Annotated in this window: 24 protein-coding genes, 1 tRNA gene, 1 other RNA gene and 1 pseudogene; 11 read left to right on the top strand and 16 right to left on the bottom strand. The window is 61.6% G+C overall.

The genetic code is table 11. The features are described from left to right. Positions 1–241 precede the first annotated feature (241 nt). On the bottom strand, positions 242–2,035 hold the full coding sequence (locus tag QRM89_RS15735) for a methyl-accepting chemotaxis protein (protein ID WP_285448442.1): 1,794 nt from the start codon (positions 2,033–2,035) through the stop codon (positions 242–244). Positions 2,036–2,560: 525 nt separating this feature from the next. On the opposite strand from QRM89_RS15735, the gene QRM89_RS15730 reads away from it, so the two are divergent. Further along, positions 2,561–3,541, top strand: a complete 981-nt coding sequence (locus QRM89_RS15730; RefSeq protein WP_285448441.1) for a 2-dehydropantoate 2-reductase — start codon at positions 2,561–2,563, stop codon at positions 3,539–3,541. A 153-nt stretch (positions 3,542–3,694) separates the two neighbouring features. On the opposite strand, the gene QRM89_RS15725 is transcribed toward QRM89_RS15730, so the two are convergent. Beyond that, positions 3,695–4,354 (bottom strand): TetR/AcrR family transcriptional regulator, encoded by a 660-nt coding sequence (locus tag QRM89_RS15725; protein ID WP_115539499.1) that lies wholly within the window; start codon positions 4,352–4,354, stop codon positions 3,695–3,697. A gap of 124 nt (positions 4,355–4,478) precedes the next feature. On the opposite strand from QRM89_RS15725, the gene QRM89_RS15720 reads away from it, so the two are divergent. Together QRM89_RS15720 and QRM89_RS15715 are read left to right on the top strand one after the other, a co-directional pair. Continuing rightward, on the top strand, positions 4,479–5,264 hold the full coding sequence (locus QRM89_RS15720; RefSeq protein ID WP_285448440.1) for an SDR family oxidoreductase: 786 nt from the start codon (positions 4,479–4,481) through the stop codon (positions 5,262–5,264). Between the two features lie 143 nt (positions 5,265–5,407). Next, positions 5,408–5,482, top strand: a non-coding RNA gene (locus QRM89_RS15715) — sX9 sRNA. A 73-nt stretch (positions 5,483–5,555) separates the two neighbouring features. Here QRM89_RS15715 and QRM89_RS15710 read toward each other — a convergent pair. Next, complete coding sequence (locus QRM89_RS15710; protein WP_285448439.1) at positions 5,556–6,332, bottom strand: NAD(P)-binding domain-containing protein; 777 nt, start codon at positions 6,330–6,332, stop codon at positions 5,556–5,558. A 106-nt stretch (positions 6,333–6,438) separates the two neighbouring features. Between QRM89_RS15710 and QRM89_RS15705 the strand changes: the two genes are divergently transcribed. Continuing rightward, complete coding sequence (locus tag QRM89_RS15705; protein ID WP_285448438.1) at positions 6,439–7,332, top strand: LysR family transcriptional regulator; 894 nt, start codon at positions 6,439–6,441, stop codon at positions 7,330–7,332. Between the two features lie 90 nt (positions 7,333–7,422). On the opposite strand, the gene QRM89_RS15700 is transcribed toward QRM89_RS15705, so the two are convergent. Together QRM89_RS15700 and QRM89_RS15695 are read right to left on the bottom strand one after the other, a co-directional pair. Continuing rightward, positions 7,423–8,412 carry a zinc-dependent alcohol dehydrogenase family protein gene (locus QRM89_RS15700; protein ID WP_285448437.1) on the bottom strand — a complete coding sequence of 330 codons (990 nt, stop codon included), beginning with the start codon at positions 8,410–8,412 and terminating at the stop codon, positions 7,423–7,425. 762 nt (positions 8,413–9,174) lie between these two features. Then, entirely contained in the window at positions 9,175–9,918 is a 744-nt protein-coding gene (locus QRM89_RS15695) for an NAD(P)-binding domain-containing protein (RefSeq protein WP_285448436.1), read from the bottom strand. Positions 9,919–10,018: 100 nt separating this feature from the next. Here QRM89_RS15695 and QRM89_RS15690 point away from each other — a divergent pair, with 100 nt between their 5' ends. Next, positions 10,019–10,387 (top strand): helix-turn-helix domain-containing protein, encoded by a 369-nt coding sequence (locus tag QRM89_RS15690; RefSeq protein WP_115539495.1) that lies wholly within the window; start codon positions 10,019–10,021, stop codon positions 10,385–10,387. Between the two features lie 325 nt (positions 10,388–10,712). Here the strand turns inward: QRM89_RS15690 and QRM89_RS15685 are convergent, their stop codons facing one another. Next, positions 10,713–11,579: an SDR family NAD(P)-dependent oxidoreductase gene (locus QRM89_RS15685; protein WP_285448435.1), complete on the bottom strand. Its 867-nt coding sequence runs from the start codon at positions 11,577–11,579 to the stop codon at positions 10,713–10,715. A gap of 76 nt (positions 11,580–11,655) precedes the next feature. On the opposite strand from QRM89_RS15685, the gene QRM89_RS15680 reads away from it, so the two are divergent. Continuing rightward, complete coding sequence (locus QRM89_RS15680) at positions 11,656–12,084, top strand: MarR family transcriptional regulator (protein ID WP_285448434.1); 429 nt, start codon at positions 11,656–11,658, stop codon at positions 12,082–12,084. A 207-nt stretch (positions 12,085–12,291) separates the two neighbouring features. Here QRM89_RS15680 and QRM89_RS15675 read toward each other — a convergent pair whose 3' ends face one another. The 5 genes from QRM89_RS15675 to QRM89_RS15655 form a co-directional block, all read right to left on the bottom strand. Then, entirely contained in the window at positions 12,292–13,797 is a 1,506-nt protein-coding gene (locus QRM89_RS15675; RefSeq protein ID WP_285448433.1) for a sensor domain-containing diguanylate cyclase, read from the bottom strand. Positions 13,798–13,896: 99 nt separating this feature from the next. Continuing rightward, positions 13,897–14,757 (bottom strand): GAF domain-containing protein, encoded by an 861-nt coding sequence (locus QRM89_RS15670; protein ID WP_285448432.1) that lies wholly within the window; start codon positions 14,755–14,757, stop codon positions 13,897–13,899. Between the two features lie 422 nt (positions 14,758–15,179). After that, a complete protein-coding gene (locus QRM89_RS15665) occupies positions 15,180–15,584 on the bottom strand; it encodes a hypothetical protein (RefSeq protein WP_285448431.1) in 405 nt (134 codons plus the stop codon). A gap of 335 nt (positions 15,585–15,919) precedes the next feature. Next, positions 15,920–16,225 (bottom strand): hypothetical protein, encoded by a 306-nt coding sequence (locus QRM89_RS15660; RefSeq protein WP_285448430.1) that lies wholly within the window; start codon positions 16,223–16,225, stop codon positions 15,920–15,922. 107 nt (positions 16,226–16,332) lie between these two features. After that, complete coding sequence (locus QRM89_RS15655) at positions 16,333–16,938, bottom strand: helix-turn-helix domain-containing protein (protein ID WP_115003786.1); 606 nt, start codon at positions 16,936–16,938, stop codon at positions 16,333–16,335. 89 nt (positions 16,939–17,027) lie between these two features. On the opposite strand from QRM89_RS15655, the gene QRM89_RS15650 reads away from it, so the two are divergent. Next, a complete protein-coding gene (locus tag QRM89_RS15650) occupies positions 17,028–18,380 on the top strand; it encodes a S41 family peptidase (protein WP_285448429.1) in 1,353 nt (450 codons plus the stop codon). A gap of 149 nt (positions 18,381–18,529) precedes the next feature. On the opposite strand, the gene QRM89_RS15645 is transcribed toward QRM89_RS15650, so the two are convergent. The 4 genes and pseudogenes from QRM89_RS15645 to dtd form a co-directional block, all read right to left on the bottom strand. Next, positions 18,530–18,605 (bottom strand) — tRNA-Ile (locus QRM89_RS15645). Between the two features lie 285 nt (positions 18,606–18,890). Further along, positions 18,891–19,191: pseudogene (locus QRM89_RS15640) on the bottom strand (hypothetical protein). A gap of 202 nt (positions 19,192–19,393) precedes the next feature. Then, positions 19,394–21,268: an RNA polymerase sigma factor RpoD gene (rpoD, locus tag QRM89_RS15635; RefSeq protein ID WP_103700390.1), complete on the bottom strand. Its 1,875-nt coding sequence runs from the start codon at positions 21,266–21,268 to the stop codon at positions 19,394–19,396. 107 nt (positions 21,269–21,375) lie between these two features. Next, positions 21,376–21,816, bottom strand: coding sequence for a D-aminoacyl-tRNA deacylase (gene dtd / locus QRM89_RS15630; protein WP_285448428.1), 441 nt, complete (start codon positions 21,814–21,816; stop codon positions 21,376–21,378). 99 nt (positions 21,817–21,915) lie between these two features. Between dtd and QRM89_RS15625 the strand changes: the two genes are divergently transcribed. Next, positions 21,916–22,830: a lauroyl acyltransferase gene (locus QRM89_RS15625; protein WP_100666294.1), complete on the top strand. Its 915-nt coding sequence runs from the start codon at positions 21,916–21,918 to the stop codon at positions 22,828–22,830. A gap of 138 nt (positions 22,831–22,968) precedes the next feature. Here the strand turns inward: QRM89_RS15625 and QRM89_RS15620 are convergent, their stop codons facing one another. Continuing rightward, positions 22,969–23,490, bottom strand: a complete 522-nt coding sequence (locus QRM89_RS15620; protein WP_014506404.1) for a GNAT family N-acetyltransferase — start codon at positions 23,488–23,490, stop codon at positions 22,969–22,971. Positions 23,491–23,737: 247 nt separating this feature from the next. Here QRM89_RS15620 and ribA point away from each other — a divergent pair, with 247 nt between their 5' ends. Genes ribA through QRM89_RS15605 form a run of 3 tightly spaced genes read left to right on the top strand, consistent with a single transcriptional unit; the run spans position 23,738 to position 26,986 of the window. Further along, positions 23,738–24,871, top strand: a complete 1,134-nt coding sequence (gene ribA / locus QRM89_RS15615) for a GTP cyclohydrolase II RibA (RefSeq protein ID WP_115003783.1) — start codon at positions 23,738–23,740, stop codon at positions 24,869–24,871. Between the two features lie 37 nt (positions 24,872–24,908). After that, positions 24,909–25,487 carry a PH domain-containing protein gene (locus QRM89_RS15610; protein ID WP_285448427.1) on the top strand — a complete coding sequence of 193 codons (579 nt, stop codon included), beginning with the start codon at positions 24,909–24,911 and terminating at the stop codon, positions 25,485–25,487. Continuing rightward, positions 25,484–26,986: a PH domain-containing protein gene (locus QRM89_RS15605; protein ID WP_070693431.1), complete on the top strand. Its 1,503-nt coding sequence runs from the start codon at positions 25,484–25,486 to the stop codon at positions 26,984–26,986. The genes QRM89_RS15610 and QRM89_RS15605 overlap by 4 nt, the downstream gene beginning before the upstream one ends. Positions 26,987–26,989 lie beyond the last annotated feature (3 nt).

Below are 26,989 nucleotides of genomic sequence, written 5' to 3'. Positions count from 1 at the left end.
CTGAGCATACGTCGCGCGCACGACATCCAGCAGTGCCTGGCGGCATAGTGACTTCCGGTAGCTGGCACCCATGGGGCGTGCGCGAGCGGCGGGCCTGATCAGGAGCTCAGCGCTTCGACCAAACCCACCAGCCCGGGCCCGTAACCGGTCGCTGCACAGACCGAGGCAGCAGACGACGATGCCGCAACACCGCTGATGCTTACAGGCCCCGCCAACAACGCGGTCGTGAATCCGCCAAGTCTCAGGCAACCATTGCCAGCGTGGGCTTGGCACTCTTGCCTCGGGAACTGCTCTCCACGCTTGCCACCAGTTCGCTCGCCTGGTCTTCAAGTGCGCGCGCAGAAGAGGCCATCGTGTCTACCAACGCGGAATTCTGCTGCGTGGCTGCGTCCATCTGGGCGATGGTCTGATTGATCTGTTCGATCCCGGCGCTTTGCTCGTGGCTGGCCGCGGCGATACCGCTCATGATGTCGTTGACCTGCTTCACCGAAGACAGCAGGTCTTCCATGGCCTTGCCCGCCACGTTGACCTGCTCCGCTCCCTGGGCCACCTTCGCCCCGGAATCGGCAATGAGGTCGCGGATCTCCTTGGCGGCGGTGGTGCAGCGCTGCGCAAGGCTACGCACCTCAGAAGCAACCACTGCAAAGCCACGCCCCTGCTCGCCGGCACGCGCGGCTTCCACCGCCGCATTCAGGGCAAGGATGTTGGTCTGGAACGCGATGCCGTCGATGACGGTGATGATCTCGCCGATCTTCCGCGATGACGTCTGGATCGCCGCCATCGTGCTGACCACCCCATTGACCAGCTCACCGCCATGCAACGCCGTCTCTGCGGCACTGCTCGCCAACGCATTGGCCTGGCGTGCGCCCTCGGCGTTCTTGCGCACGGTGCTGGTCATTTCTTCCATCGAACTTGCGGTTTCTTCCAGCGCCGCTGCCTGCTGTTCGGTGCGCCGCGCCAGCTCATCGTTGCTGCGCACGATGTCGCCCGCCGCACTGCTGAGCGTGTTTGCCACCTCACCCAGCTGACGGCCGGCTTCCACATCCATCAACGCGCCAACCGCACGCAGCGGCGTACCGTCGGCCGCGCGCTTGGTCAGGCCACGCGCGCGGAACCAGCGGTACTGGCCATTCTTGAGCTGCAGGCGGTACTCGATATCGAAATTGGTTCGGCCAGTGCGGTCGTTCAGATGCGCCGCAAACGCGTTCAATGAGCGCGCCTTGTCATCAGGATGCAGGCGCGAAGCCCAGCTATCCAGCACATTGGGGAATTCCTGCTCCGATTCAAAACCCAGCAAGTGGCGGAACTGCTGCGACCACCAGAACTCGTTATTCGGATTGATCGGATCACCAGCAATGACACTCATGTCCCACAGACCATCACTGAGCATCTGCGAGCCAAGCTCAAAGCGCGTCAGCGTGATATCCAGAAATTGCGCGCGCTCGCGGCGCTCGGTCACATCGGTGAGCGAGCCCGCAACACGTAGCGGCACGCCCTGAGCATCACGCTCCGTGGTGCCGAAGGCGCGAAACCAGCGGTACTCGCCAGACTTCAGACGCAGGCGGTTCTCAACATCGTATGGCGTGCGACCACTGCGGTCAGCCAGATGCGCTGCAAATGCGTCCAGGGTCGGCTGCTTGTCATCGGGGTGCAGGCAGGCCACCCAGCTGTCCAGCACATTGGGGAAATCCTGCTCTGACGAAAACCCCAGCAACGCGCGCATCTGCGGCGACCACCACACCGGGCTATCGGGATGGCTTGGATCACCATTGATCACGCCGATATCCCACAGGCCGTCGGTCGTGCTGTTGGCAACCAATTCAAAGCGACCTTCCAGTTGCTGCAAAGCCGTCGCCGCCGCTGCTGCCTGCACTTTCGCCAGATCACGCTCCTCCTGGGCCGCACACAACCGCTCTGCCATCGTCTTGATCAACTGCGCGGAACCGTTCACCGGCCACTGCGCCGTACCGCCTTTCAAGGTCGCGTCAACCGCCCTGGTCAGCGTCTCCACTTTGTGACTGTCGGAGAAAAACATGGCGACCTCTCGTTTGGGCTGGAAGAGGTCGCTAACGGCAGGGATCCCTAATTCTTGAGCGTCGCGGCGCTTTGAGATCGCTATGATCCGGCAGCCATTCAGCCTGATGTTGGCGGTCGCACGTAAAGAGCGGGCCCCATGCGTCCGCTAGAACGGCTTTCAGTTCACGCGCAGAGGTATGGCATCAGTTTTTAACCTTGAACTTTTGCCCGTCGTGACGGGACGACGATCGCAACTGCCGCACGCGCTCTATCCTGTGCGACCACCGTAGCTATACCGAAGGGCAGCTGATGAGAGTTCCAATACGGCCGTCCTGCGTTATCGAGGAACCATCTGCGGAGGCCGGCCGTTCAACGAACGCACCGTGCCGTAAGCTGCCGTATCGATTTAGGAAATCGATCTAATGACAGTTCAAGCGCAGCAGAATTAGGCGAATTCCTTCATCCCCAATCTCGAATCCAGCCATCAACTCAGCATGATTTATCTCCGGCGTTTGGCTAGACATTTCTTTCTATGAGGCAAACCATGCGCGTCGCAGTCGTAGGTGCAGGAGCAATCGGAGGGTTCCTGGCGTGCAAATTGTTCGCCGCTGGCCACAATGTCAGCGTGGTGGCGCGTGGCGCAACGCTTGAAGCGATTCATGCAAATGGGTTGAAGCTTTACACGCACGACGAACTTATAACGGCCCCTGTGCGGGCCACAGCCGCGCCCGAAGAGCTTGGCGCTCAAGACATGGTGATATTTGCCGTCAAGGCGCCGGCGCTGCCAATGGCTGTGGCAGCTGCCAAGGCATTGATTGGCCCACAGACGCAGATCATCCCTGCACTGAACGGCCTGCCATGGTGGTATTTCCTGAAATCAACACAGGCGCTCTCGGGCTTCCGTCTGCAGTCTGTCGACCCGGGTGGTGTCATAGAAAGGGCGATTCCGATTGATGCAGTCATCGGCTGTGTCGTGTTCCCGTCCTGTACCGCGCTGAGTCCGGGCGTGATCAAACACGCGTCCGGGAGCAGACTCGTTTTTGGCGAGCCAGCGGGCGGTGACAGCGAGCGGATCGAAACCATCGCCGAGATCTTTCGTAGCGCCGGTTTTGATGCCCATGCCCACGACAATGTACGCGAAGAGATCTGGCTGAAACTCTTGGGGAATGCCTGCTACAACCCTGTCAGCCTGCTGGTCGGTGCTGCGACCGATGCGCTGATTGATGATCCGTTTCTGCATGCGTTGTTCATCGACATGATGGGCGAGCTGCTTGATCTCGGGCAACGGCTGGGGCTTTCGCCAGCGATTGATCCTGAGCAAAGGATTGCAATCACCCGCAAACTCGGCAACGTCAAAACGTCGATGTTGCAAGACGTCGAGGGGAACAGACCCGTTGAAATTCAGGCCATTCTGGGAGCGCTTGTGTCAGTGGCCGATCAGGTCGGGGCGCCGATACCTCACACGCGCACCGTTTACGCCTTGGCTCGCATGCGGGCGGCCACCCTGGGGCTTCTTCCTAGCTAAGTACGCCCTGTAAAAGGATGTGTCGTCTGCGAGTCCTAGACTTTCGCTGACCAGTACTTGGCCTCTCCATGAGATCTCATGAAATGTACGGGCGATTGCCGGCGGTGCTTGCCCGAGACACTGCGCTGTCTGCCATGCGAGTGAGCTAGCCACTCACACGCCAGCACCACGCATCAAGATCAGCAAGGCGCGCTCAACATCCTGCTGGAAGTTGTAGCGCAGCCCCTCCAGCTCCGGCAGTGCAATCACTTGCGCGGCGACATCCACTGGATGGCTGAGCGGCCACAACCCGATGATGAGTGGTAGCGCGTGTTTGATCACCTCGTCGAACGCCTGCACCGACATCGCTGGCAAGCGCGCATGAAGTGCCTGCGCCGCCTGGTGGCGTAACGCCAGCAAGTTGAGCTTGAATTCGACCATGCGTTCGAACGACAACTTGCGCTCCAGAATGGACGGCATGATGCTCGTAAGCCGGCACAGCAAAGGGCGCGCGCACAACGTTTGCGCAAACACCGCGGCAATGGATTCGGCCGTTGCTTTGCGCTTGCCCCCTGCCAGCGCTGCACCAAGTTCGGCCTGCCAGCCGGCATATTCCTCAACGAGCACGTCGATCAATACCGCCTCGCTGCTTTCGAAGTAGCGATACACGTTGGACTTGGTCATCTGCGCCTGGCGCGCCAGCTCGTTGATCCCCAGGTCCAGCGCGCCCGGGCTGTCATCCAGCATGGCGCGGGCGGTGGCCAGGAGGTGGCGGCGGCGTTCTTCCTTTTGCTCAACCGAGCGCGCGCGGACGTAGGGCGTGAACGAATTCATACGAAGCACCTGCATTTCACTTGATAAAAGACCGATGGTCTTCTAAATTGAAGACCATCGGTCTCCAATCTTGCCTGAAAGCCAGAGCCCAGGCCACCTCGTCCACACACACAGAGCCACCACCATGCCAAGCAACACCACAGCCTGGGTCCTGATTACCGGCGCATCCAGCGGTTTCGGCGAAGAGTTCGCCAGGCAATACGCGGCCAAGGGCCACTCCTTGATTCTCGTCGCGCGCCGGCTGGACCGATTGCAGGCCCTGGCAGCGGAGTTGCGCCGCGCACACGCCGTGGAGGTCATCACCGAACACGTTGACCTCTCAGATGTCGCCGCCATCACGGCGCTGCATGCCAGCCTCCGCGAACGGGGCATTGACGTGGAAATCCTCATCAATAACGCCGGCCATGGGCTGCAAGGCGCCTTTCTGGACACGTCGGTGCAAAGCACTCTGGACATGGTGCAGCTGGACATCGCAAGCCTCACGGTCATGACCCACCTGTTTGGCGCCGACATGCGCAAGCGCGGTCACGGCAGGATCCTGCTGGTGGCTAGTTTGCTCGCGCTCTGGGGCGTGCAGGACATGGCGGTTTATGGCGCATCCAAGGCGTACGTCCTGCGCTTAGGCGATGCGCTGCACCGGGAATTCAAGCGCGACGGTGTCACTGTCACCTCGCTGTGCCCGGGCATGTCCAACACAGGCTTCGCACAGGCCGCGCAACAAAAGATCACCCTTGGATTGAAGCTGATGATGATGCAGCCGGCTCCGGTAGTCCGTGCCGGCATCCGCGCACTCCATAAGGGTCGCATCAGCGTTGTGCCCGGGGTGGGTAACAAGCTTGGCGCGGCCATGATCTGGGCCACCCCACGTTGGCTACATCAGCCCTTGTTTGCGCGCGTCATGAATGGTTGAAGCATGCTCGATGCCTGCTGTGCCTGCTGTACCTCAACCATCGTCATTGCCTCGCAGTGCGCGGCGGACGCACCGATATTAAGAGCAGCTATCAAAACTACTGCGCAGCCGCCAGGCGGGCGCGGCCGGTGCTCGGAATCCTCATGTACCCCCGTACACTCCGGTTCCTCCGCGCCGTCCGCACCCACCTGACGACTGCTCGCTACGTTTGGTTAGCCGCTCTAAATCTGAAACCGAAGCGTGTTGCTCGCCAGTGCTCGGCTTCTCGCCTGGCCTGGCAGGGCTGTGCAGCTACATGTTGATCGCACGCACCAAGCGCACGCCCCACTCCGCGTCCGGATTCGTTGTGCCGTCTCCAAGACGCTCCTGCATGACCGCAACGCCGAGATCTCTGCGCGCCGGCAACCTGTGGCGCTCGGCAGCTTGCAATGCCGCGCCGACCTCCGCATAGGAAAGATCGGTGCAATACACCGGCGCGCCTGGCTGCTGGCGCCAGGAATCTGCGAGCACGCCCGCATCAAAGGCATCAAGACCGGTGTCATTGACCAGCGACATGGCGACGTGACGATCGTGCGTTCGATCCGCAGCCACCGGGATGGCAATCCGATCTGGCGCTCCAGCAGGCTTTGCCTTCCTGGCCAACGAGTCCGAGCCGATCGCGTTCCATGCCTTGGCGATCGGGCGGCCGAGCTGTTCGGCAACCCAAAGGCTCTCGACCTGGCCGCGCTCGATGGCTTCGATCTTTTCATCGCGGAACGGATAATAGTTGGAGGTGTCGATGACCACCGTGTCTTGCGGAAGCCGGGCCACCAACGGCGCAATGCCGGGGATGCGGCTGAGAGGAATGGACAGGATGACCACATCCACATCGATGAGTGCATCTTCAGTCGCCACAGCCCGTGCGCCAAAGGACAGCAGCTCGGCATCAATCGTCTCCGGGCCACGTGAGTTGGCCACCTTGACCTCGTGCCCGGCCTCACTCAAGCGCATGCAGAGCGATCTACCGATGTGTCCGGTTCCTAGAATTCCGGTTTTCATCCATTGCCTCGTATCGATCATGATGATCATGTAATGCTGCCCATTGACCCATCTACACTCTCACTGCTGCGTCGGCGGCCTGATACCACCGCAGCGCAAATCATCAGTCGAGGTGCCGATGGAGCTCTTTCAATCAATGCGTCTGTTCTCCAAGGTGGCGCAACTTCAAAGCTTCACCAAGGCCGCCGACGCTCTCCAGATTGGCCGGCCGCAGGTCACGCTGGCCATCAACCAGCTGGAGGCATCCCTGGATGTACGTCTGTTTCAGCGCACCACACGCAAGGTCAGTCTGACGGCAGAAGGCGAAGCCTTCCTTGCGAAGGTCGAGGAGATCCTGAGTGGGGTCGAGGACGCGGTAGCGATGTTCCAGGCGCCTGCGGATGCGGTTCGCGGACGATTGCGAATCGACATCCCGTCGGCGTTTGCAGTGGAGGGATTCATGACGTTGCTCGGCCAGTTTCGGGCGACGTATCCACGGTTGGTAATCATGTTAGGCGTGAGCGATCGCTCGGTCGATCTCATCGCAGAAGGGGTTGACTGTGTGTTGCGCATCGGCGAACTGCCAAGTTCCAGCCTTGTCGCTCGCCGCCTGGGCGCACTCGTGATGATCACCTGCGCGGCGCCAGCCTATCTTGAGAAATCGCCACCACTCACGCACCCGGATTCGCTTGACCAGCACGCATGCATCAGATTCCTGTCCGGTATCAGCAAACGCACGATGCCTTGGCATTTCCGCGCCGAGGGAGTGAGCAAGTCGCTTCAGCCTGAAAGCTCGCTGTCGGTGAACGATGCGTCTGCCTATGTCCAGTGCGCCCGCGCTGGCTTCGGTGTGATTCAAGTTCCCGGAATGCTGGTTGACCACTATCTCCGTGATGGCACGTTGGTGGAGGTTCTGAAGGATTTCCGCCCCGTCCCGCTCCCGGTCTCGCTGGTGTATCCCAGCCGGTCGCATGTTCCGCCACCCCTGTGGGCATTCTCGGACTGGCTTCAGCAGCACTTCCCTGGCATCGACCGCACCTGGCTCGCGTAATCAAGGAATAGGCACACGCGTGTCGCCGGCTGACAGAAGCCCCGCAGCATGCAGCGCTTCCAACGCAGGTGCCCGGCACCAACATGGCTCTTACAGTTTGACCACGATCTTGCCGAACTGCGCGTTGGACTCAAGGAAGCGCGTCGCTTCGACGATCTCATCGAACGGGAAGACCTTGGCAATCTGAGGCTTGAATTTCCCAGCGCTCAAGCCCTCTGTGATGAATGCCTTGGCACGGGCAAGTTTTTCGTCGTCGGCAGTGACCTCGATAAATTCGTAGCCGCGGATCGTGGTGTGCTTTCCCAAGACGTGCAGCACGGGGACCGGCGTAGTGTCGTGGCTCAGTGCGCCATAGATGAACACGATTGCATCCTTGCTCGTGGCTTTTACGATGTGTTCGAAGTCGGGACCACCAACCGGGTCGAATACCACGCGTGCGCCAGCGCCGCCGGTGATGCGCAGGATCTCCGCAGTGATATCGTCCAGGCCGGTTTGCAGCACGTGGGCGAAGCCCGCCTTTTTCAGATCATCGAGCTTCTCGCCGTTGCGGGTAATGGCGATCGGCGTGGCGCCCACCGATTCGGCGATCTGCATCGCGGCCAGCCCAACACTGCTCGACGCTGCCGATAACACCACGAAGTCGCCCTTGCCCAGACCGGCCAGGTCGATCAGCGCACCCCATGCAGTCGTAAACGGCATCCAGGTCGCTGCGGCCGCCTCCCAACTGACACCGGCCGGATTCTTGACAACGGCGCGGGCCGGGGCGACCACCAGATCGCCATAGAGGCCGTACTGGTCAAACATGAAGGCAGGAATGACGGCAACCGCGTCGCCCACCGCCAAATCGCTGACCCCTTGCCCAACCGCATCGATCACACCCGATGCCTCATACCCCATGGTGGCCGGGAATGAGGGCTCGATCACATAGCGACCACTGCGGTACATGCTCTCTGCGCGGTTCAAACCAAGCGCACGCACGCTGATGCGTACTTCACCAGTCTTCGGCTCCGGGGTGGGCACGTCATCAATTTGCAGAACTTCAGGACCACCAGTTGTGTGGAAACGAACATGCCGTGCCATTTCTCTTCTCCTGCTTTTCGCTGCGCCATGAGGCGATATGAATTAAGTCGTTGACCAATGCGCCTTCTTTCACATCGAAGAGCAGAGGATCAGCTGGACAGAACGCACTATGCGCAAGCGCTTGGTGTTCGAGAAGATCAGATGGCGAAAATTGACTGTTTCCACATTCGGTAACTATCGCAGCCAGCTCGCACTCCGCGCGCAAGAAGCCGGTCCAACGTCATCAAGCGCCGCTCATGCGCAGTCCTATTGCATAGGGCGTGGCTGCCTCACCGACGGGCTCGGCGTTCGCGAGCTGTCGGTCGACCGTTGCCAATGTGGTTCTGGACCTCTGCCGCACTAGCGACGGTCCACACGTGAATGAAGAGGTATAGAAAAGCGGTGAGGTCCACTTTTCAGTGGCGACCACGGCAGCTCGCAATCACGCACAGCAACGACCACGCTGTATGCGGCGGGTGCAACCGGATTCAGACCTGAAACCAAGGAGTGCGCGTCGCCACGCGCATGCGCAACGACCCGCAGTTAGGTCAGATATTTTTTCAGCTGCATGTGCTGAGGCGCCAGCCGCGCACGGCGCGTGACTTCATTTCTCACTGGCCTATAGACAGCCGCGCATGGATGCGATGGCCAGTCACGTCTCACTGCATGGCGGAGCAGCAGCGTCTGCGCACAGTGCGATGGCATGGCTACGCTCCGTGACCCATGCCATGTGGAAGATCGGTATCACCGAGGCAATACCGGTCTTCGCGCAGTAACGCGGGTTTACATGAAAACGGCGCGATTGATACGAACCAGATAATCGCCATCCGGGTAACCGGTGGGGCCAAACCGTTCGACGATCACCGCCATCACCAGCTCCAGCCGCTTGCGCAGGCGCGCCTTGTCAGCGTCGGCCAGCGCCTGCGGGATCTGTTCGCGTGTCAGATCGGTGCAATACACCGGGCTTCCAGGCTGCTGCCGCCAGGATTCGGACAGGCTGCCGGCATCGACCGCATCGAGGCCGGTGTCGTTGACCAGTTCCACGGTCACGCGCCGGTCCTGCTCGCGGTCGGCCGCGATCGGGATCGCGATGCGTTGCGGATCACCCGCCGTCTTGTCCTTGTCTGCGAAGGATCCCGAACCAATCGCATTCCAGGCCTTGGCGATCGGGCGGCCAAGTTGCTCTGCGACCCAGAGGCTTTCCACCTGCCCCTGATCGATCGCCGCAATCTCACCATCGCGTGCCGGATAGTAGTTGGACGTGTCGATCACAACCGTCTCGGACGGGATCGAGGACAGCAGCGGCGCAACTGCCGGAATATGCTTGAACGGGATCGAGAGGATGACCACCTCAACATCGACAATCGCCTCCTCTGCGGTGACCGCACGGCCACCGTTGGCGAGCGTCTCGCTGTCGATCGTCTCCGGCCCGCGCGAGTTGGCGACCTTCACGTCATGTCCTGCCGCAGCAAGCCTGCGGACCAATGTCTTGCCGATGTGGCCACTGCCTAAGATGCCGATTTTCACGTTAAGTCCTAGCGTTCGATGTAGGACGCCACGCTAATCGCATGCAGTAGAATCAGCAAGAACCTACCGAACGGTAGGGTACCCACCAGAAGGTAAGTACATGGCACAGGAACAGCATTGTCAGGACCCCAAAGAGCAGCGCGCGTGGGCCGATGCAGCAGCACGCACGCTGCGCGTCCTTGAAGGCAAATGGAAGATTGCCATCATCGTCCACCTGCTCGCTGCAGGCGGGCCGCTACGCTTCTCGGAATTGGAACGCCGCATACCAGGTGTCACCCAGAAGATGCTCATCCAGCAACTCAAAGCACTGGAGGAAGACGGCATCGTGATCCGCACGCTGTATCCCCAGGTACCGCCCAAGGTCGAATACACCATGAGCGCGCTGGGGCGTGCACTCGGCCCATCCTTCGAAGCGCTTGTGAAGTGGGCGAAACTGACTGAAGCAGAGCTTGATCCGTCGGCGGCGTGAGTCACGGGATGCGCCTTCTATTCCAGTGTGGCTGGGCAGTCGCAACTCGATGTTGCGGCTCACGCACCACCGCCGCGCGATGTAACTTCGGCGCCGTATTGATCCAAGCGAGAGCGAACAAAAGATGCCCATCATTTATGCGTTGGTGGGACAACCGATGGCGATCCACTGATACGAGAACAAGCGCCGGCACGAGGAAACTTTCAGGTCAGTTCTTCGCAACCTTCGTGAGCCATAAGACCAGGCGTCAAGCATCGCGTGGCTTGCGTCAGTTTCTCCAAGCGCGATATCTGCCCTAAGGCAATCTCGATCCAATGCGTTGGCGCTAGGGCAAAAACGGGGACAGCAGTCGCTTGGTTTCAGCCCACAAATGGTGGCGCGCCTCCATGCTATCTGCAGGAGGAAGGGGCGTGATGTCCCTGTCGCCTTTCACATAGGCGCCCGTGCGCAGCGCGAAGGCTGGATCCGTCGCCAACTTCACAATCATCCCTGCCCCCCGCGCTGGACCGCCGATCCCGAGCAGATTAAGCGCCTTCGATAACACGACCGAAAAGACGCCCAACTCTCGCCCAAGCCCGGTCACGTTGAATCCCGGACATAGGCAGTTCACGGTGACGCGCGCGCTTGCCAGCTGCTCCGCCAGTTCGAGAGAGAACATGATGTCGAGCAGCTTGCTTCGCCCATAGATCTTGGACGAGCCGCGGGCGGAGAACCCGGCGATGTCTGTCAGGTCTCGATCGATGTCGACTCCCCCGCTTTGCCGGGAGGCCTCCGACCCTACGTTAACGATCCGGGATGGCGCTGACCTGACGATGGTCTCCCTAAGAGTGTCTGTGAGCAGCCAGGCCGCGAAATAGTTGACCGCGATCATTTCAATGAAACCGTCCTTGGTGACACGTGGCTTGAATGCGTGAATTCCCGCATTGTTGACCATGACATCGATGCGCGGATGACGCTGCGCGATCACCGCACCGCAAGCTGCCACCGATGCCAGGTCACCGAAGTCGACGTCATAGATATCGATCTTCGTCTTTGGCGCTGCGGCCAGGATCGCCGACCTCGCCGCATCAGCCTTCACGGCGGTGCGTGCTGTCAGAATAAGGTCGGCGCCTCTGCGGGCCAGTTCGATGGCAGCCAGCAAGCCAATGCCGTTCGTCGCTCCGGTGATGAGGATTATCGGTCTACTAGACATATCGCAGCCCTCGGCTATAGTTGCTTCATGTCAACTGTACAGGTAGTTGATGAAACGCAACTAGTGAGGCAGTACCGTGGCTAAGCGCGAAAAGCTGGTCAGACAGATCGGCGAAGAATTGAATGTGTTGCTGGCCACGTCGCGTGCGGTCATGGCTGCGTCCTCTGCTGCATTTGACCCGGACATGCAACCAGCCGCCTATCGCGTCGCAGTAGTCATCTCGCTTCAAGGTAGCGCTAGCGCTTCGCAGCTCGTGCAGCGGCTGGAGATGGACAAAAGCGCAATCAGCCGGTTGACCAAGGCGTTATGCGATCGAGGCCTGGTGACGTCATCGGCCGATCCACTGGACGGGCGGGGAACCCTTTACGCGCTCACGCCTGAGGGCGCCGCTCGTGTCGCATCAGCCGCAGCGGTGAAAGCAACCGCGTTCTATTCGAGATTGAAAGGCTGGCGTGAAGAGGAACTTGCGCTGTTTTCGGGCTTACTGCACAAGTTCACGCACTGACCTCGCTGGGCAAAGCGAAAAGCCGAGTCCCACAATTTGCCTTATCGACCAATACGCTAAGTGCTTTCCTTTTTATTTGACTCCCGCCGGAAAACCTTGGCGCAGAGCCACCTAGCCTCGTTTTTCCAGCGCCGTAAGAATAGCGTGCGGAGTGCAGATTCCTAGCACCCAATCCTGAGCGGTTGAGCCCACTGCGGCACGCGTTGGCTACGCGCTCAAGCGGGCGCGATTGCGTCCAGCCTGCTTTGCCGCGTAAAGCGCATCGTCGGCGCATTTCAATAGCCCGCTTGCATCGACCTCCTTGTTGAACGCGCTATAGCTATATGCCCCGACGCTGACAGTGACGTAGCCCTCCGGACTGTCGTCGTGCGCAATCTGCAGCCCACGAATACTCTCCACAATGCGCTCGGCTGCTGCTATCACCGCAGCCCGGTCGCATGAGGGAAGCAACACAGTCAGCTCTTCTCCACCGTACCTGGCAGCGAGATTGCCAGCGCGCCGCGTGTGGTTCTTCAGAACATTGGCGATTGCCTTGATGCAGAGGTCGCCTGCAGGGTGGCCATAATAGTCGTTGTACCGCTTGAAATAATCGATATCGACCATGATCACGCCGAGCGGCTGCGATGTTCGCTTTGCGCGCTTGATCTCGGCGGGCAACACCACATCAAGCTGCCTGCGGTTCGCCAGACCGGTCAGGCTGTCCTGCATGGCAATGGCTTCCACTGCGGCATACGCCAGTCGCAGCTCATCTTCGACTTTCAGCGCTGTCTTTATCTGGCGCGAAATAAGGGTCGCAAAGAGGACTGGAATCGGAAGGATCAGACAGAGCATGATCAATGAGCCATACAAACTCTCGTACCACGACGCAAGAATTGCACGCTTTGACTTGCCGGCCAGTACGACAAGCGGATAGCGATTGAGGCGTTCGTAGCCATACATACGCTCCACCTTGTCAGTGATCGCAACCACCATGTGCACGCCCCGCGATGCATGCGGCAGGTACTTCAAAAAGATATCGCCCTTGGCGATACTTCTGCCAATCATGTTCGTGTCGAATGGATGACGCACCATGATGGTTCCGTTTTGATCTGCGAGAACGATCACACCTTGCTCGTCCATTCTGAAATCGGCATAGAACCTACTGAAGTACTGCACGCGAAGAGTCACTAGAAAAACCCCGCCGAAGCTTCCATCCTTGTTATTGATTCGCCTGGACACCGGAATAATCAGCTCGCCGGTCGAACGACTTGCAATCACAGGGCCGACGTGCACACGCTCACCCGCATGCGCCTTGTGATAGTGGAAATATTCTCTGTCGGCATTGTTGGCTGACGCAGGAATTTTGTCCTTGTCGGTGACTATCCAGTTACCCTTTTCGTCGTAGACGAAGATTCCGTGCAATTGCGGAAGGCTGCGTACCTGACGCTGGAAGAGAAGATGGAGCCGATTCCTGTCGATGTTCTCGAATCCATCACCTTCGATTCGCTCCACCACGCTCATGGAGAGTATGTCAGCGTCCTTGATTGCATCATCCGCATGTTGCCCCACAGAGTGGGCAAGATTCTCAGTTGTGCTACGAGCCGCGTCCAATGCGGAACGGTATCCCGTCCATGTCTGGTAGGCGTTGGTGCCGACCATCAACAGGATCATTGCCGCCGCAAAATAGGGAACAGATCTTAGAATGACGCGTTGCCAATTGAAGGGAACTACCATGCGCTTCCCGCCCTATGAGGTGTGCCGCTCATGCATCTACTTGTCGACAGGAAAGGAATCTGAATCCGAAGAGGCGGCCTAACCCGAAACGCGCAAAGCCTAGAGTTTCGACCACGACGCACCCACGTTTTCTGGATAGAGAAGTGCAACAAAAGACGGTGCGGTTTGCGCATTCGTCACCACCTGCAGCCAGACCCGCTTGCCCGAGAAGCTGCCCGCGTTCAAGGTGACGGGAAGGACACCGCTATCGTGGGCGCGCGTTTTCAAGCTTAAGCGTTCGTCGGAATCGCCTTTCCAGAGTGCATTGGCGGAAGAAGCAAGCAACGCCGCCTTGGTCGTTCCCAATAACGCGCAACACGCTGCGTTGACAGCGACCAGCGCCTCATCGGCACCGAACACCGCCATGGCGATTGGCGAGAAGTCGAAGCCTATCTGCTTCGCATCCGCTTCCTGGTTCGATGACAGGTCGCTCTTCAAACGGCTAAAGACATAATGGCTGGCCTTTTCCGCCAGCTGATTCATCAACCGCAGCTCGTCCTCATTCAGCTCTTTTGGCTGTGCGTCGAGGGCGCAGAGGGTTCCTACGACCAGACCGTTTTCGCTGCGCAGCGGTATCCCTGCATAGAAGCGAATGTAGGGCGGACCTTGGACGAGCGGGTTGTCCTTGAATCGAACGTCCGTCAAAGCGTCATGCACAAATAGCGAGTCACCCGCACCCACTGCATGCGCGCAAAACGACACGTCCCGCGATGTTTCGCAGACATCGAGACCGACTCTGGATTTGAACCATTGCCGGTCTGCGTCCACCAGAGAAATCAATGCAGTGGACACCTGCAATTTCTCGGCCAGCTCGCGCGTGATCTCGTCAAAGACCTCTTCTGCCGCTGTGTCCAGGATATCGAGCTGACGCAGGAGGCGAAGTCGCGCCTGCTCATTCTTCGGATACGGTGCAATGAGCATAGTCGAGGACCAGGGAAGCAGTCTCGATCATAGCGCCCTGCAGACCGCGAATGCGGTCGTGCTCGTTTGACAGCAAAGACCGAGGAACCCAAGACGCATGCAGGCTAGTGGCGTGCAGACCACGAAGCGCCTCTGCAGATCCGTCTTCGGCCAGGGCTGTGCTCTATCAGCTTTGAACTTATGGCGACATCGCCGCACGTATCGGCATGGGCGGTGCGGGACGCGACTGAAAGCGTGACGGCCCACCAGGATGCGAACCCTGGAACCGACGACTATGAAGCAAGGCAACTTACCCAACAGATCAATGGGTTAGCCACTAAAATTTGCTGCAACCCGATCGCAGAACCGTTGACGCCGGGTGCTCTGCGGGGCTCTTCCCTAGTCCCTCGCGGTCATCTACTTGCCCGAGAGCAGTGGGCGGCTCAAACCGCTTGTCGCTCAGCGTAGAACTCACAGTGGGACTGGATCACGCATTCCTGGCACCTGGGGTTTCTAGCGCTGCAGATCTGCATGCCGTGCTGGATTAACCACTCATGTGCATGGCATTTGTAGTTCTTTGATGTGAGCTCATCGATCTTTCGCGTCGTGACGTCGGTAGACGTGGTATGGACGATGCCCGAACGATTGAGCAACCGATGGATATGCGTGTCGACCGCGATCAATGGCTCGTCGAAAATGAAGTTCATGATCAGGCTGGCAGCCTTGAGCCCTACGCCCTGAAGCTTCAGCAGGTCCTCCTTGGCATCGGGAAGCTGCCCGTCGAAGCCTTCGGTAATTTGACGGGACATCTCTTTCAGACGTTTGGTCTTCTTGTTGTAGTGGGCCACTGGCTTGATATTGCACGACGCTCTTCGTCATCCATTGATTATTGCGCTTAGAAGGTCGAAGCTTTTTGAAAGTGGCACGCAAGCCGAAACTACACGTTTTGTTGCAGTCACCGTAGGCAGCGCACCTGCGACAATGCTGCGAACTAGCGTGCTGGAAAGCCCATTGGTCATCCACAGGTCGTCCGTTTAATCGAACGTTGTTTAGGTGCGACTAAGTGCGGTAGATGGCAGCAATTTCTTCCTTGCTTGACAGGGTTGATCGCCGTAAGGATGCGATGGCGCGTTGTCATCCGCGAAACGCTGCACATCGAAGGCAGGTGTTGATGTGCAAGCAGTCAATGCAACGGGGTCAAATCTCCTCGCGCTTTCAGCAGCACGATCGCGTCCTCGATCATGTCTTCTGCCCGCGCGTAGATCTGTTGCGGATCAGCCCCAAACGTTGCCTGGAATGACAGCGGCTGTAGCGCAACCTCGACAAAGCGAATCTCCGCTTTCTCTGCGCTAGCGGTGCGTTCTATACCGTCCCTTCTCAGGACTAGGAGTGCAGCGGCGACACCTTGCACCGCCCCGCGAAAAAATCGGGGGGCGGCAGGCTCTAGTAAAGGAACAGTAGCTCCCATGTCACCAAGATCGGCGGGCACTTCTGCCCCCTGCAGCAGCGCATCGAGATGGCCCTATGAAGAGCGCAGGCGTGACGGGGCGACGATTGCGCTTCCCGCAGACGTCGCAAAAACACGTGAGCTGCTTGTCATTTACCGGGATTGGCGCTCTGCGTGCCGCGCCGCTTTGGCTGCGGCTTGGTCGGCGCGAGGGCGAACGCAAGACTCGCGAGTCGATTGCGGCCTTCGGCTTTGGGCTGGCTGGTCAGCGCGCTGAGTCGCTCCAGCAACACGTTGACCTCCTGGATGTCATCGTCGCTGAGCCAGCCCTTGTTGCGTGAGACCCACAGTTCGCGCCTTTTGCCCTCAGTGACCACACCGTCAGCCTTGAGCGCGGCCTCGAAGTCCTGCTGCGCCACTTGCAACAAGGAACGCGCGAAACGTGCTAACTCGTCTGCATTGCCGTGGCGACTTAGGTCGTAGACCAGGCGAACCGGGCCGGCGCCTTCGCCCGCCAGGCGAAAGACACGCTCGCCTCCAATTTCGGCCACTTCCGTGAGTAAGTCACCGGCGACCAGTTCGCGCAGGTGGTAGTACAAGCCGTCCGCAGGCCGACCCAACTGCTCAGCGAGTTCGGCCGTACTTGCCGTTCCTCCAAGAGACGCGAGCGTGTCGACAATCTCCTGCCGCACTGACGAGCTAAGGAGTCTCACTTGCTCGGGCCGGGAAATGAGATGCCGAGGTGATGTACGCATGGCTATAGACGCTTGTTGAAATATGTGTGCATTATTTAAACACAAGCAGCGTACGGCAAGACGCGCTTCATCAACCGCCTGGAGCAAATGTGTCGATCGATTTATGGAAGACCCTGGGCCTGGCAGCCCTGGTGCTGGTGACAGCGCCTGCCATATCCGCAGTTGCCGCACCCCCTGCTTCCGTCATTTCTGCAGCGGATTTGCGTGCCGACCTACAGACCGCGATCGACGCCATCGAGAAGAATCATCCTGACCTTGGACACTCGGTGGACAAAGCGACACTACGCCGCACCGCCAGGTTGATCGCGCGTGAGCTGGACCGGCCGATGGATCAGACACAGGCTTGGTCTGTGCTGGCCCAGCTCAATCCCGTGCTGGCCGACGGCCACCTTCTCATCGGCCTGCCCGACTGGCGAGCTTCGGCCGCTTCAGCCACCGAGCACGGGGCACCGTGGTTTCCTTTCGAGGTCTCCGTAGCGGCATCCGGACGTCTGCGCCTCATTGCGCTACTCGGTGGAGCCCCGTCCGCCGATGCCGGGCGTTCTATCAGTCGTATCAATGGCGTGCCGGCCAAAGAAGTCGTACGTACGCTGCTGAATCGCACTCACGGCGATACGCCAAGTTCCCGCGCAGCGCTTCTGTCTCAACGTTGGTGGCTCTTCTATGCCAAGGTCTACGGCACACCAGCGACCTTTGATCTGGAATTTGCTGACCGGCGAGGTCGCGAGCAGCTGCCTGCCTCACGCACGGTACTCCCCGCTGTCCTGCAGCGCGACGCGAGCTTCGAGCGGCTGTTCCGCTGCGAAATGAGAGGTACAGGCGCCGTGCTGACAGTGAGCACGTTCTTCTGGCCAGACAAGGCCCGCTTTTTCGCGTTTACGGAAGCATGCTTTACGAAAATGGCCAAAGAACAGGTCCATCACCTAGTTATCGACATTCGCGAAAACGGCGGTGGGGATGACGACATGTGGCGCGACGGCATTCTCCGCTATATCGCCGATCAACCTTACCGGCACGGTTCGCATTACATCAAACGCGTGCTGACACCAGGGCCGGGCGAAGTCGCCGGGCAGCTTGTGGAAGGAACGATCGAGTCCATCGTGCAACCAGCAACCTCGGAAGCGGCGCACTTCACGGGAGAGGTCAACGTGCTGGTCGGCCCACTGACTTACTCCTCCGCAGTGCTGTTCTCTAATGTCGTCCAAGACTACCGCTTCGGGAACTTGGTCGGTGTCGGTCAATCGGTCAGGACGCGACAGAGCGGCGGCGTCAGGACCCTGATACTTCCGAACTCCGGCCTTGTACTGTCCTATCCACGCTTCGTGCTGGATCGCCCGTCCGGAGCTCGGCGACCGACGTGGCTGACGCCTGACAGACAGATCGCTGATGATCCGCTCAATCCACAAGCGCCGATTGACGCGCTGCTTAAGACGATCGATTAAAAAAGACGATCATGTCTCGTCCACGACCATACAGCGCTACGACCATTCGCCCGCGCTCGTAAAAGCTCCCAAGCACCGCTATTACTCCCTGGGATTTCTCCAGAGCCCACAAAAAAAGCGCTCAGCTCGCCACTAAGCGCCTGTTTTAATGGTGGGCCCACCAGGATTCGAACCTGGAACCAAAGGATTATGAGTCCTCTGCTCTAACCGTTGAGCTATAGGCCCTGCGTCGCGTGGCTCGTCGGTGCTGCATGCATCAGCTACCCCCAGAGTCGGCAAAGTTTACCTGCCCGGCCGCTTCGCTGTCTGCGCTTACCTGCAAAAAGCACAGCCGCCCGGCTGTGCCACGCCCACAAAAAAGCCCAGCGGTTGGCTGGGCGTCTCTGCTGCGCATCGGACCTTCGTCACCGGCTGCTTCAGGCCAGCACTACAACGCGCTCATTGCCGCACTTGCGTATTGCTGTACTGGTTGTTCCGCTGCACTCGTGGTCCTCGACAACAACCAACCACTCACGCATCGGCCACTTCTTGCTGCGCATCCACCAGCGCGCGGCCGGTACGAAAGCCGTGCGCGATGGCATCCTGGTAATTGTCGTACTCCACGTTCTGCTCGCTGATCCGTGGCAACCGTTTGCCGCGGGCAACGTACACATCCACGCATAGCGTCCACTTCGCACCGACAGACGCCTGTTCCACACGCACGCGGATCTCGCTGTCGCGGTAGGTGGTGGTTTCGAATCGGCTTTGCCTGCTCATGGTGGCGCTCTCGTTTCCATTCGACTAGCACGGTAGGGCGTGGCGCTAGAAAAATACGTGAGTAATCGGGAAACGCGCCCTTAATGTTGCGGGCCTGTGTAGCTTCGTGCGCGTGCCGTGAACACGCCAGGCAGCGTGCTTGGTGTACTGCCTGCGTTGATTCCTGCGAACTGCAGAGCGTGGATGCCTACCTATAACGCAACAGCCCCGCATGAGCGGGGCTGTTGTGGAACCGAGGTGCGCTGACCGCTACGCGATCAGTCGATGTCCAGGAACGACCGCAGCTGTTCCGAACGGCTCGGGTGACGCAGCTTGCGCAACGCCTTGGCCTCTATCTGGCGAATCCGCTCACGCGTGACATCGAACTGCTTGCCGACCTCTTCCAGCGTGTGATCGGTGTTCATGTCGATACCGAAGCGCATGCGCAGCACCTTGGCTTCCCGCGGGGTCAGACCGGCCAATACGTCCCGCACCGTCTCGGAGAGATTGATGTTGGTGGTGTTGTCGATCGGGGACTCCACGTTGGTGTCCTCGATGAAGTCGCCCAGATGCGAATCCTCGTCGTCGCCGATCGGGGTTTCCATCGAGATCGGTTCCTTGGCGATTTTCATCACCTTGCGGATCTTGTCCTCGGGCATGTCCATTTCCTTGGCCAGCTCCTCCGGCGTGGCCTCACGGCCGAACTGCTGGAGCATCTGGCGGGAAATGCGGTTCAACTTGTTGATCGTTTCGATCATGTGCACCGGAATACGGATGGTGCGCGCCTGATCGGCGATCGAACGGGTGATGGCCTGACGGATCCACCACGTTGCATACGTCGAGAACTTGTAACCGCGGCGGTATTCGAACTTGTCCACGGCCTTCATCAGGCCGATGTTGCCTTCCTGGATGAGGTCGAGGAACTGCAGGCCACGGTTGGTGTACTTCTTGGCGATGGAGATGACCAGACGCAGGTTGGCCTCGACCATTTCCTTCTTGGCCTTGCGCGCCTTGGCTTCGCCGTAAGCCATCGCACGGCTGATCTCCTTGATCTCGCCCAGGGTCAGGTAGTTGGCCTTTTCCATCTCGATCGAGCCCTGCTGCTCGGAGACGATCTGGTCCTTGACGTCGCGCAGCGCCGACGACCACTTCTGCTTGCGTTTGAGGGCGTCTTCCACCCATTCCAGGTTGGTCTGGTTGCCTTCCCAGGAGCGGATGAAGTCCTTGCGCGGCATGCGTGCCACGGTGGTCGCCAGGTGCAGCACCTTGCGCTCGTGGTCCTTGATGCCGTTGACCACGCCACGCAGCTGGGTGACCAGCGCGTCGGTCAGCGGCAGCGGCAGCTTGAGCGTGGTGAAGATGGCGGCCATGTCTTCGCGCGCCTTGACCACCAGCTTGTGCTCGGCGCCGTTCTTGGCATAGATCTTCTTGAACTTGGCGTATTCGTTGGCCAGGTTCTCCATGCGCGTGGCGACTTCCACCGGGTCCGGACCGGTCGGGCCGGCCTCTTCCTCGGCAGCGTCGTCGTCGCCGTCTTCGTCGTCATCTTCATCGACCGCGTCTTCGTCCACGGCGACCGGGCCGGCAGCGGCCAGTGCAGCGGCGGCAGCGTCGGCTTCTTCAATCAGGTCGTTGAAGCCGACCACGATCTCGGCCAGACGCTTCTTGCCTTCCTTGTGCGCTTCGTAATCGGCGAGCAGCATTTCGGTCGACAGCGGGAACGTACCCAGTGCGGCCTGAACCTGGCTCAGGCCCTCTTCGATGCGCTTGGCGATGGCGATTTCGCCTTCGCGGGTCAGCAGCTCGACCGTGCCCATCTCGCGCATGTACATGCGCACCGGGTCGGTGGTGCGACCACCTTCGGTGTCCAGCGCGGTCAGCGCGGCGGCGGCTTCTTCGGCGGCAGTGTCGTCAACCTCGCGGTTGCCGGTGTTGCCATCGTTGAGCAGCAGGGTTTCAGCATCGGGCGCAACTTCATGGACATCGATGCCCATGCCGTTGATCATGCTGATGATGTCTTCGATCTGCTCCGGGTCGACCAGGTCGTCGGGCAGGTGGTCATTGACTTCGGCGTAGGTCAGATAGCCCTGTTCCAGGCCCTTGCTGATCAGTAGCTTGATGTCGGATTGCTGGGCAGGACGTTCGTTGGCCATGAGTGCTCGCGCCACCGGCTTTGAGATTGGAAAGAGAACCTAGCATTATACCAGCGTGAAGCCCGGTCTGCCGGAATCAAGACAGGCAGCTGGTTGAGTGAGGCGCGCTAGGGCCTGAGAAGGAAGGTCACCGGGCCGTCATTGACCAGGTCGACAACCATATGGGCACCGAAGCGGCCGGTTTCCACCCCGCCGGAATGTTTTTCGCGGCAGATCGCCACCAATTGATTGAACGCCCGTTCAGCCTCTTCTGGCGGCGCGGCGGTGCTGAAGCTCGGCCGCATACCGGCCTTGGTGTCGGCGGCCAGGGTGAACTGGCTCACCAGCAGCAGCCCACCGCCGGTGTCGGCGAGTGAGCGATTCATCTTGCCGGCCTCGTCGGAAAACACCCGATAGCCCAGCAGGCGTTCGGCCAGGCGGCGCAGCTGTGGCGGGGTGTCGCCGGGCTCGATACCGATCAGGGCCAGCAACCCGGGGCCGATCTGCCCGACCACCTGCGCCTCGACCGCGACCGAGGCCCGGGTGACGCGTTGGATCAGTGCAAGCATGGGCAACACCTCAGTCAGTCGGGCGGCACGAGCATGCCGAGTGCGGCCAGTGCTGTCACGTACGGGTCATCGCCGGCAGCGCTGTTTAGAATTGCCCGGATGAAACCTGATGTCCGCGCCCGCCTGTTGTATGTCACCGCCGCCACCGTGGGCCGGCTGCCCTGGCCGTTGCTCAAGCGCGTAGCCGACACGCTGGCCTGGAGCTGGCGCAAGCTCGATGCCCGCGAAAGCCGCGTGGCGCGGCGCAACCTGGAACTGGCTTACCCGGAACTGGCACCGGCACAGCGCGCGCAGCTGCATGCGCAGATCCTGCGCTCCACCGCCCGGCAGACCCTGGAAGTGCTGCGTACCTGGACCCGCCCGCCGGCCGAGAACCTGGCGCGGCTGCAGCGCAATGGGCAGGAGCTGTACGACGCGGCGCTGGCGTCGGGCCGCGGGGTGATCGTGGCGGCGCCGCACTTCGGCAATTGGGAATTGCTCAATCAGTGGCTGTCCGAACGCGGCCCGATCGCCATCGTGTACCGCCCGCCGGATTCCGATGCCGTGGATGGCTTCCTGCAATTGGCCCGTGGCGGCGACAACGTGCGCCAGGTGCGCGCGGAAGGCCCGGCGGTGCGCCAGCTGTTCAAGGTGCTCAAGGACGGTGGCGCGGTCGGCATCCTGCCCGACCAGCAGCCGAAGATGGGCGATGGCGTGTTTGCGCCGTTCTTCGGCATCCCGGCCCTGACCATGACCCTGGTCAACCGGCTGGCCGAGCGCACCGGCGCCACCGTGCTGTACGGCTGGTGCGAGCGCGCCGGCGACGATCTGCAATTCGCCCTGCATGTGCAGCCGGCCGAGCCGGCGGTGGCCGACCCCGACCCGGTGCGTGCGGCCACCGCGCTCAATGCCGGCATCGAACGGATCGCCCGCCGTGACCCCGCCCAGTACCAGTGGACCTACAAGCGCTACACGCTGCGTCCGCCGGGCAGCGGCGAGCCCAATCCGTATGCGACCGAGCGGCATCCGCATTGAAGTGCGGCGCGCGCTTGCGAGAAACGCTCTGCCTTGCGCGTGCTGAGCCAGCGCTTAGCCGCGAGCGTCCATTTCAAAACAGATCAGGCGCCGCGACAGCGCTTCCGAGTGCTCTCGGCCTAAGTCATCGCTCCCAGCTCAATCGTCGTGCGGGTCGCTCGGCGTGCTGAGGATGCGTTGATAGAACGCCAGGTCGAGCCAGCGACCGAACTTGAAGCCGGCTTCGCGCACGGTGCCGGCATGGGTGAAGCCAAACTGTTCGTGCAGCGCGATGCTGGCCGCATTGCTGGCGTCGATGCCGCCGACCAGCACATGCACGCCACGCGCCTGCGCCGCGTCGATCAGCAATTGCAGCAAGGTGCGCCCCAGGCCTTTGCCGCGATGGTCGCGGTGCACGTAGATCGAATGCTCCACGCTGTACTTGAACGCCGGCCAGGCGCGAAACGTGCCGTAGCTGGCAAAGCCCATCAAGGTGCCATCGGCGTCTTCCACGCCAATCACCGGAAAGCCGCCGGCCTGCTTGGTGGCGAACCAGCCCACCATGCTCTCCGCGGGGCGTGGCCGGTAGTCGTACAGCGCCGTGGAATGGGCGATGGCATCGTTGAAGATGTCCAGGATCGCGCCGGCGTGGCGCGCATGGCTGCAGTCGACGATGTGCATGGCATCCAGGCAGAGGCAAGGGTTGGACGGATTAAAAAGCATTGCCGGGCGATGAACAACGCGGCAGTGGTGCAACCAATGGTGGCCCCGCCTGCCACACAGTCCAGGTCCGCCACAGACGCAGCGTTCCATCCGCCCGTGGCTACCGACGCTTGCCGGGCACGCGACAATGGCGCAGGCACGCAGCGTGTGGTTGCGCTGGTGCCTGCCTTGAAGCGGTCGTGGCAGTCCCCATTTGGAGTCGTGCATGAGCAGTCCCTCTCCCTCCCCCAGCGCGCAACCCTTCGGTGACCCGGCCGCGATCCGTTGCGAGCGCGCCGCCTCCGAACTGCGTGCGGGCCGCCCGGTACTCATCACCGATGCGCAGGGACACACCCGCGCCGTGCTCGGGCTGGACAGCAGCACGGCGCAGTCGTACACGGCCTTCGCGCGCGCCGCGCAGGGCCGGCATTACCTGTTCGTGACCCCCACCCGCGCACAGGTGCTGGGCCTGGTGGCCCCGCAGGGTGCGCGTGTGGCGCTGGCCAGCCACGATTACGACCAGCTCGCCGCACTCTCCTATCTGCGCGATACCCCGGTGCCGTCGCAGTGGACCCCGGGCGATGCGCTGGACGCCGGCGCGGTGGAGATCGCACGGCTTGGGCTGCTGCTGCCGGCGATGCTGGCGGTGGAGCTGCCCGGCGAGCAAGACCGCGCCGCCTTCGCCGGCTGCCAGTCACTGGCGCTGGACGACCTGGACAGCGGCTGCGCCACCTCGGCGGCGGCTGGCTACGAACTGGTTACCCGCAGCCCGGTGCCGTTGCGCGGCCTGGGCATGAGCGAGTTCGTGGTGTTCCGCGGTGGCGTGGCGCAGCGCGATCAGGTGGCGATTGTGGTGGGCCAGCCGGATCTGGGCAGTGCGGTGCCGGTGCGCGTGCATTCGTCCTGCCTCACCGGCGACCTGTTCGGCTCGCTCAAGTGCGACTGCGGCGACCAGCTGCGGCACGGGCTGGCCAAGCTCAAGGAGCTCGGCGGCGGCGTGTTGCTGTATCTGGACCAGGAGGGCCGCGGGACGGGCATCGCCTCGAAGATGCGCGCGTACGGCTATCAGCACGCCGGGCTGGACACCATCGATGCCGATGCGCAGCTGGGCTTTGGCCCGGATGAGCGCCGCTACGGCAGTGCGGTGGCGATGTTGCGCGGCCTGGGCATCAGCCGGATCCGCCTGCTGACCAACAACCCGACCAAGGCCGAGCGGCTGCGCGCCGCCGGCATCGTGGTGGAAGACCGCATCCCGGTCACCGGCGACATCACGCCGGAGAACGAGCAGTACCTGCGCACCAAGGCGGCCCGCGCCGGCCATGCGCTGGATGTCGACGCGCTGATCCTGGCGGCCCAGTAAGCCGGCTACCGGGTGCGCGCCCGCGCGGCGCCCGGCTATGCTGGCGGACCGCTTCCCGCAGGCCCGCTGTGTGCACGACGCCCCACCCCCGCTTCCCGACGACCTCCACGCCACGCCCGCGCCGGCCGAGCCCGACACGGTGGACCATGCCCAATGGCAGCCGCTGCCACGCCGCGGCGCCTATGTAGCCGGGGTCAAGGGTGCGCTGGGCATGAGCGTGGCCTGCCTGTTCGCACTGGGCGTGTTCGGCGTCGCGCTGCAGGCCTGGCAGTACTGGCCGGCAATGGTGGTGGCCGTACTCCTGGCGGCCGGGCTGGGTGCGTGGCTGGCCCTCAAACGCCACCGGCTGACGCGCTGGAAGCTCGACAACCACGGCCTGGCCTTGCAGCGCGGCCACCTGTGGCAGAGCGAAACGCGGATCCCGATCACCCGCGTGCAGCATCTGGACCTACGCCGCGGCCCGATCGAGCGCGCCACCGGCCTCACCACGCTGGTGGTGCATACCGCGGGTAGCCGGCTCAACGCCGTGGGACTCTCCGGCCTGGACCAGCGCGATGCCGAACGGCTGCGCGACCGCCTCGCCCACCAGCTCGACCACGACGACGACGCCCTGTGAGCGCGATTGATGCGTCAACCGATGACGAGCAGCGGCTGCACCCGTTGTCGTGGCTGTTCGTGTTGCTGCAGCAGATCCGCCAGTTCCTGATCCCGCTGGCGGCGTTGATTTTATTCGGCAGCCGCGATGGGAGCCGCGACTCGGCCGATCACCTGGCTACCGGCATCGTGATCGCAGTCCTCGTCGCCATCTCGGTGCTGCGCTACTTCACCTACCGCTACCGCATCGGCAGTGACGGCGTGGCGATCCGCAGCGGCTTGCTGGAGCGCAGCCGGCGCGACATCCCGTTCGCCCGCATCCACAACGTGGTGGTGCACCAATCGCTGCTGCACCGGCTGGCCGGCGTGGCCGAGGTACGTCTCGAATCGGCCGGCGGGCACAAGCCGGAAGCGGAAATGCGCGTGTTGCGGCTGGATCAAGCGCTGGCGCTGGAAGACCTGATCCGCCGCCGCGCGCACACCGCCGAGCCGGCCACTGCACACCAGGCGCCCGACGTCGGCACCTTGCTGCGCCTGCCCACCAGCGAGGTGATCCGTCTGGGGCTGATCTCCAACCGCGGCATGGTGGTGGTCGCCGCCGGTTTTGGTGTGCTGTACCAGATGATTCCGCGCCGCACGGTGTCCAACTTCGTCGAACACAACGGCGAACTGGCTTATCGCTATGTGGCGCAAATCCATCCCGGCACCGCCGTGACTGCGACGCTGGTGGTGCTCGGCATGCTGGTGGTGCTGGTCGCGATGCGGGCCTTGTCGGTGGCGCTGGCCGTGGCGCAGTACCACGGCTTTCACCTGAGCGAATCCGAGCGCCGCCTGACCGTGGAACGCGGTCTGCTGACCCGCATCCGTAGCAGCGTGGCGCTGCGCCGCATCCAGTCCTGGACGCTGTACGAAAGCCGCCTGCATGCCCTGTTCGGCCGCCGCCAGCTGCGCGTGGATACCGCCGTGGCCACCGGTGACAACGACGGGGCTGCGCTGAAGGAACTGGCGCCAATCGCCGAGCCGCAGCGCTGCGACGCCCTGCTGCAGCAGCTGTTGCCCGACGTGGCCTGGCCGCCTGCGGCATGGCAGCCGGTGGCCACGCATTGCTGGTGGCGGCTGAGCCTGCCCACCGTGCTGCTGGTGCTGCCACTGACCGCCGTGCTGGCCTGGCGTTTCGGTGCGCAGGCGAGCTGGCTGCTGCTGTGGCTACCCTGGAGCGCCTTCAAGGCCTACCGCCAGGTGCAGCGCATGGGTTACGCGCTGGATGCGCGCTACGTGGCGGTGCGTGGCGGCTGGTGGAAGCGCTGGTGGCGGCTGGCCGAACTGGACAAGTTGCAAGCGCTGCAACTGCAGCGCTCGCCGCTGGACCGGCTCTCCGGCACCGCAACCTTGTTGCTGGATACCGCCGGTGCCAGTGCCACCGGCCCGGCCTTGCGGCTGCGCTTCGTGCCGCTGGCCCACGCGCAGGCCTTGCAGACCCAGCTCGGCGCCGCGTTGGCGCGTCGCAAACTCCGCTGGTAATGG

The sequence above is a fragment of the Xanthomonas sp. LMC-A-07 genome (assembly GCF_030208825.1).
In the GTDB taxonomy this organism is placed as follows: Bacteria; Pseudomonadota; Gammaproteobacteria; order Xanthomonadales; family Xanthomonadaceae; genus Xanthomonas; species Xanthomonas campestris.
This window is presented reverse-complemented; position numbering and strand designations above follow the sequence as displayed.

What these genes read in the sequence shown, in the direction of transcription:
- QRM89_RS15655 (WP_115003786.1), bottom strand. Translation starts at nt 16,938, where the DNA reads ATGCGTACATCACCTCGGCATCTCATTTCCCGGCCCGAGCAAGTGAGA.
- QRM89_RS15720 (WP_285448440.1), top strand. Translation starts at nt 4,479, where the DNA reads ATGCCAAGCAACACCACAGCCTGGGTCCTGATTACCGGCGCATCCAGC.
- QRM89_RS15725 (WP_115539499.1), bottom strand. Translation starts at nt 4,354, where the DNA reads ATGAATTCGTTCACGCCCTACGTCCGCGCGCGCTCGGTTGAGCAAAAG.
- QRM89_RS15685 (WP_285448435.1), bottom strand. Translation starts at nt 11,579, where the DNA reads ATGTCTAGTAGACCGATAATCCTCATCACCGGAGCGACGAACGGCATT.
- QRM89_RS15700 (WP_285448437.1), bottom strand. Translation starts at nt 8,412, where the DNA reads ATGGCACGGCATGTTCGTTTCCACACAACTGGTGGTCCTGAAGTTCTG.
- QRM89_RS15620 (WP_014506404.1), bottom strand. Translation starts at nt 23,490, where the DNA reads ATGCACATCGTCGACTGCAGCCATGCGCGCCACGCCGGCGCGATCCTG.
- ribA (WP_115003783.1), top strand. Translation starts at nt 23,738, where the DNA reads ATGAGCAGTCCCTCTCCCTCCCCCAGCGCGCAACCCTTCGGTGACCCG.
- QRM89_RS15610 (WP_285448427.1), top strand. Translation starts at nt 24,909, where the DNA reads ATGCTGGCGGACCGCTTCCCGCAGGCCCGCTGTGTGCACGACGCCCCA.
- QRM89_RS15625 (WP_100666294.1), top strand. Translation starts at nt 21,916, where the DNA reads ATGAAACCTGATGTCCGCGCCCGCCTGTTGTATGTCACCGCCGCCACC.
- QRM89_RS15675 (WP_285448433.1), bottom strand. Translation starts at nt 13,797, where the DNA reads ATGGTAGTTCCCTTCAATTGGCAACGCGTCATTCTAAGATCTGTTCCC.
- QRM89_RS15735 (WP_285448442.1), bottom strand. Translation starts at nt 2,035, where the DNA reads ATGTTTTTCTCCGACAGTCACAAAGTGGAGACGCTGACCAGGGCGGTT.
- QRM89_RS15730 (WP_285448441.1), top strand. Translation starts at nt 2,561, where the DNA reads ATGCGCGTCGCAGTCGTAGGTGCAGGAGCAATCGGAGGGTTCCTGGCG.
- QRM89_RS15705 (WP_285448438.1), top strand. Translation starts at nt 6,439, where the DNA reads ATGCGTCTGTTCTCCAAGGTGGCGCAACTTCAAAGCTTCACCAAGGCC.
- QRM89_RS15670 (WP_285448432.1), bottom strand. Translation starts at nt 14,757, where the DNA reads ATGCTCATTGCACCGTATCCGAAGAATGAGCAGGCGCGACTTCGCCTC.
- rpoD (WP_103700390.1), bottom strand. Translation starts at nt 21,268, where the DNA reads ATGGCCAACGAACGTCCTGCCCAGCAATCCGACATCAAGCTACTGATC.
- QRM89_RS15710 (WP_285448439.1), bottom strand. Translation starts at nt 6,332, where the DNA reads ATGATCATCATGATCGATACGAGGCAATGGATGAAAACCGGAATTCTA.
- QRM89_RS15690 (WP_115539495.1), top strand. Translation starts at nt 10,019, where the DNA reads ATGGCACAGGAACAGCATTGTCAGGACCCCAAAGAGCAGCGCGCGTGG.
- dtd (WP_285448428.1), bottom strand. Translation starts at nt 21,816, where the DNA reads ATGCTTGCACTGATCCAACGCGTCACCCGGGCCTCGGTCGCGGTCGAG.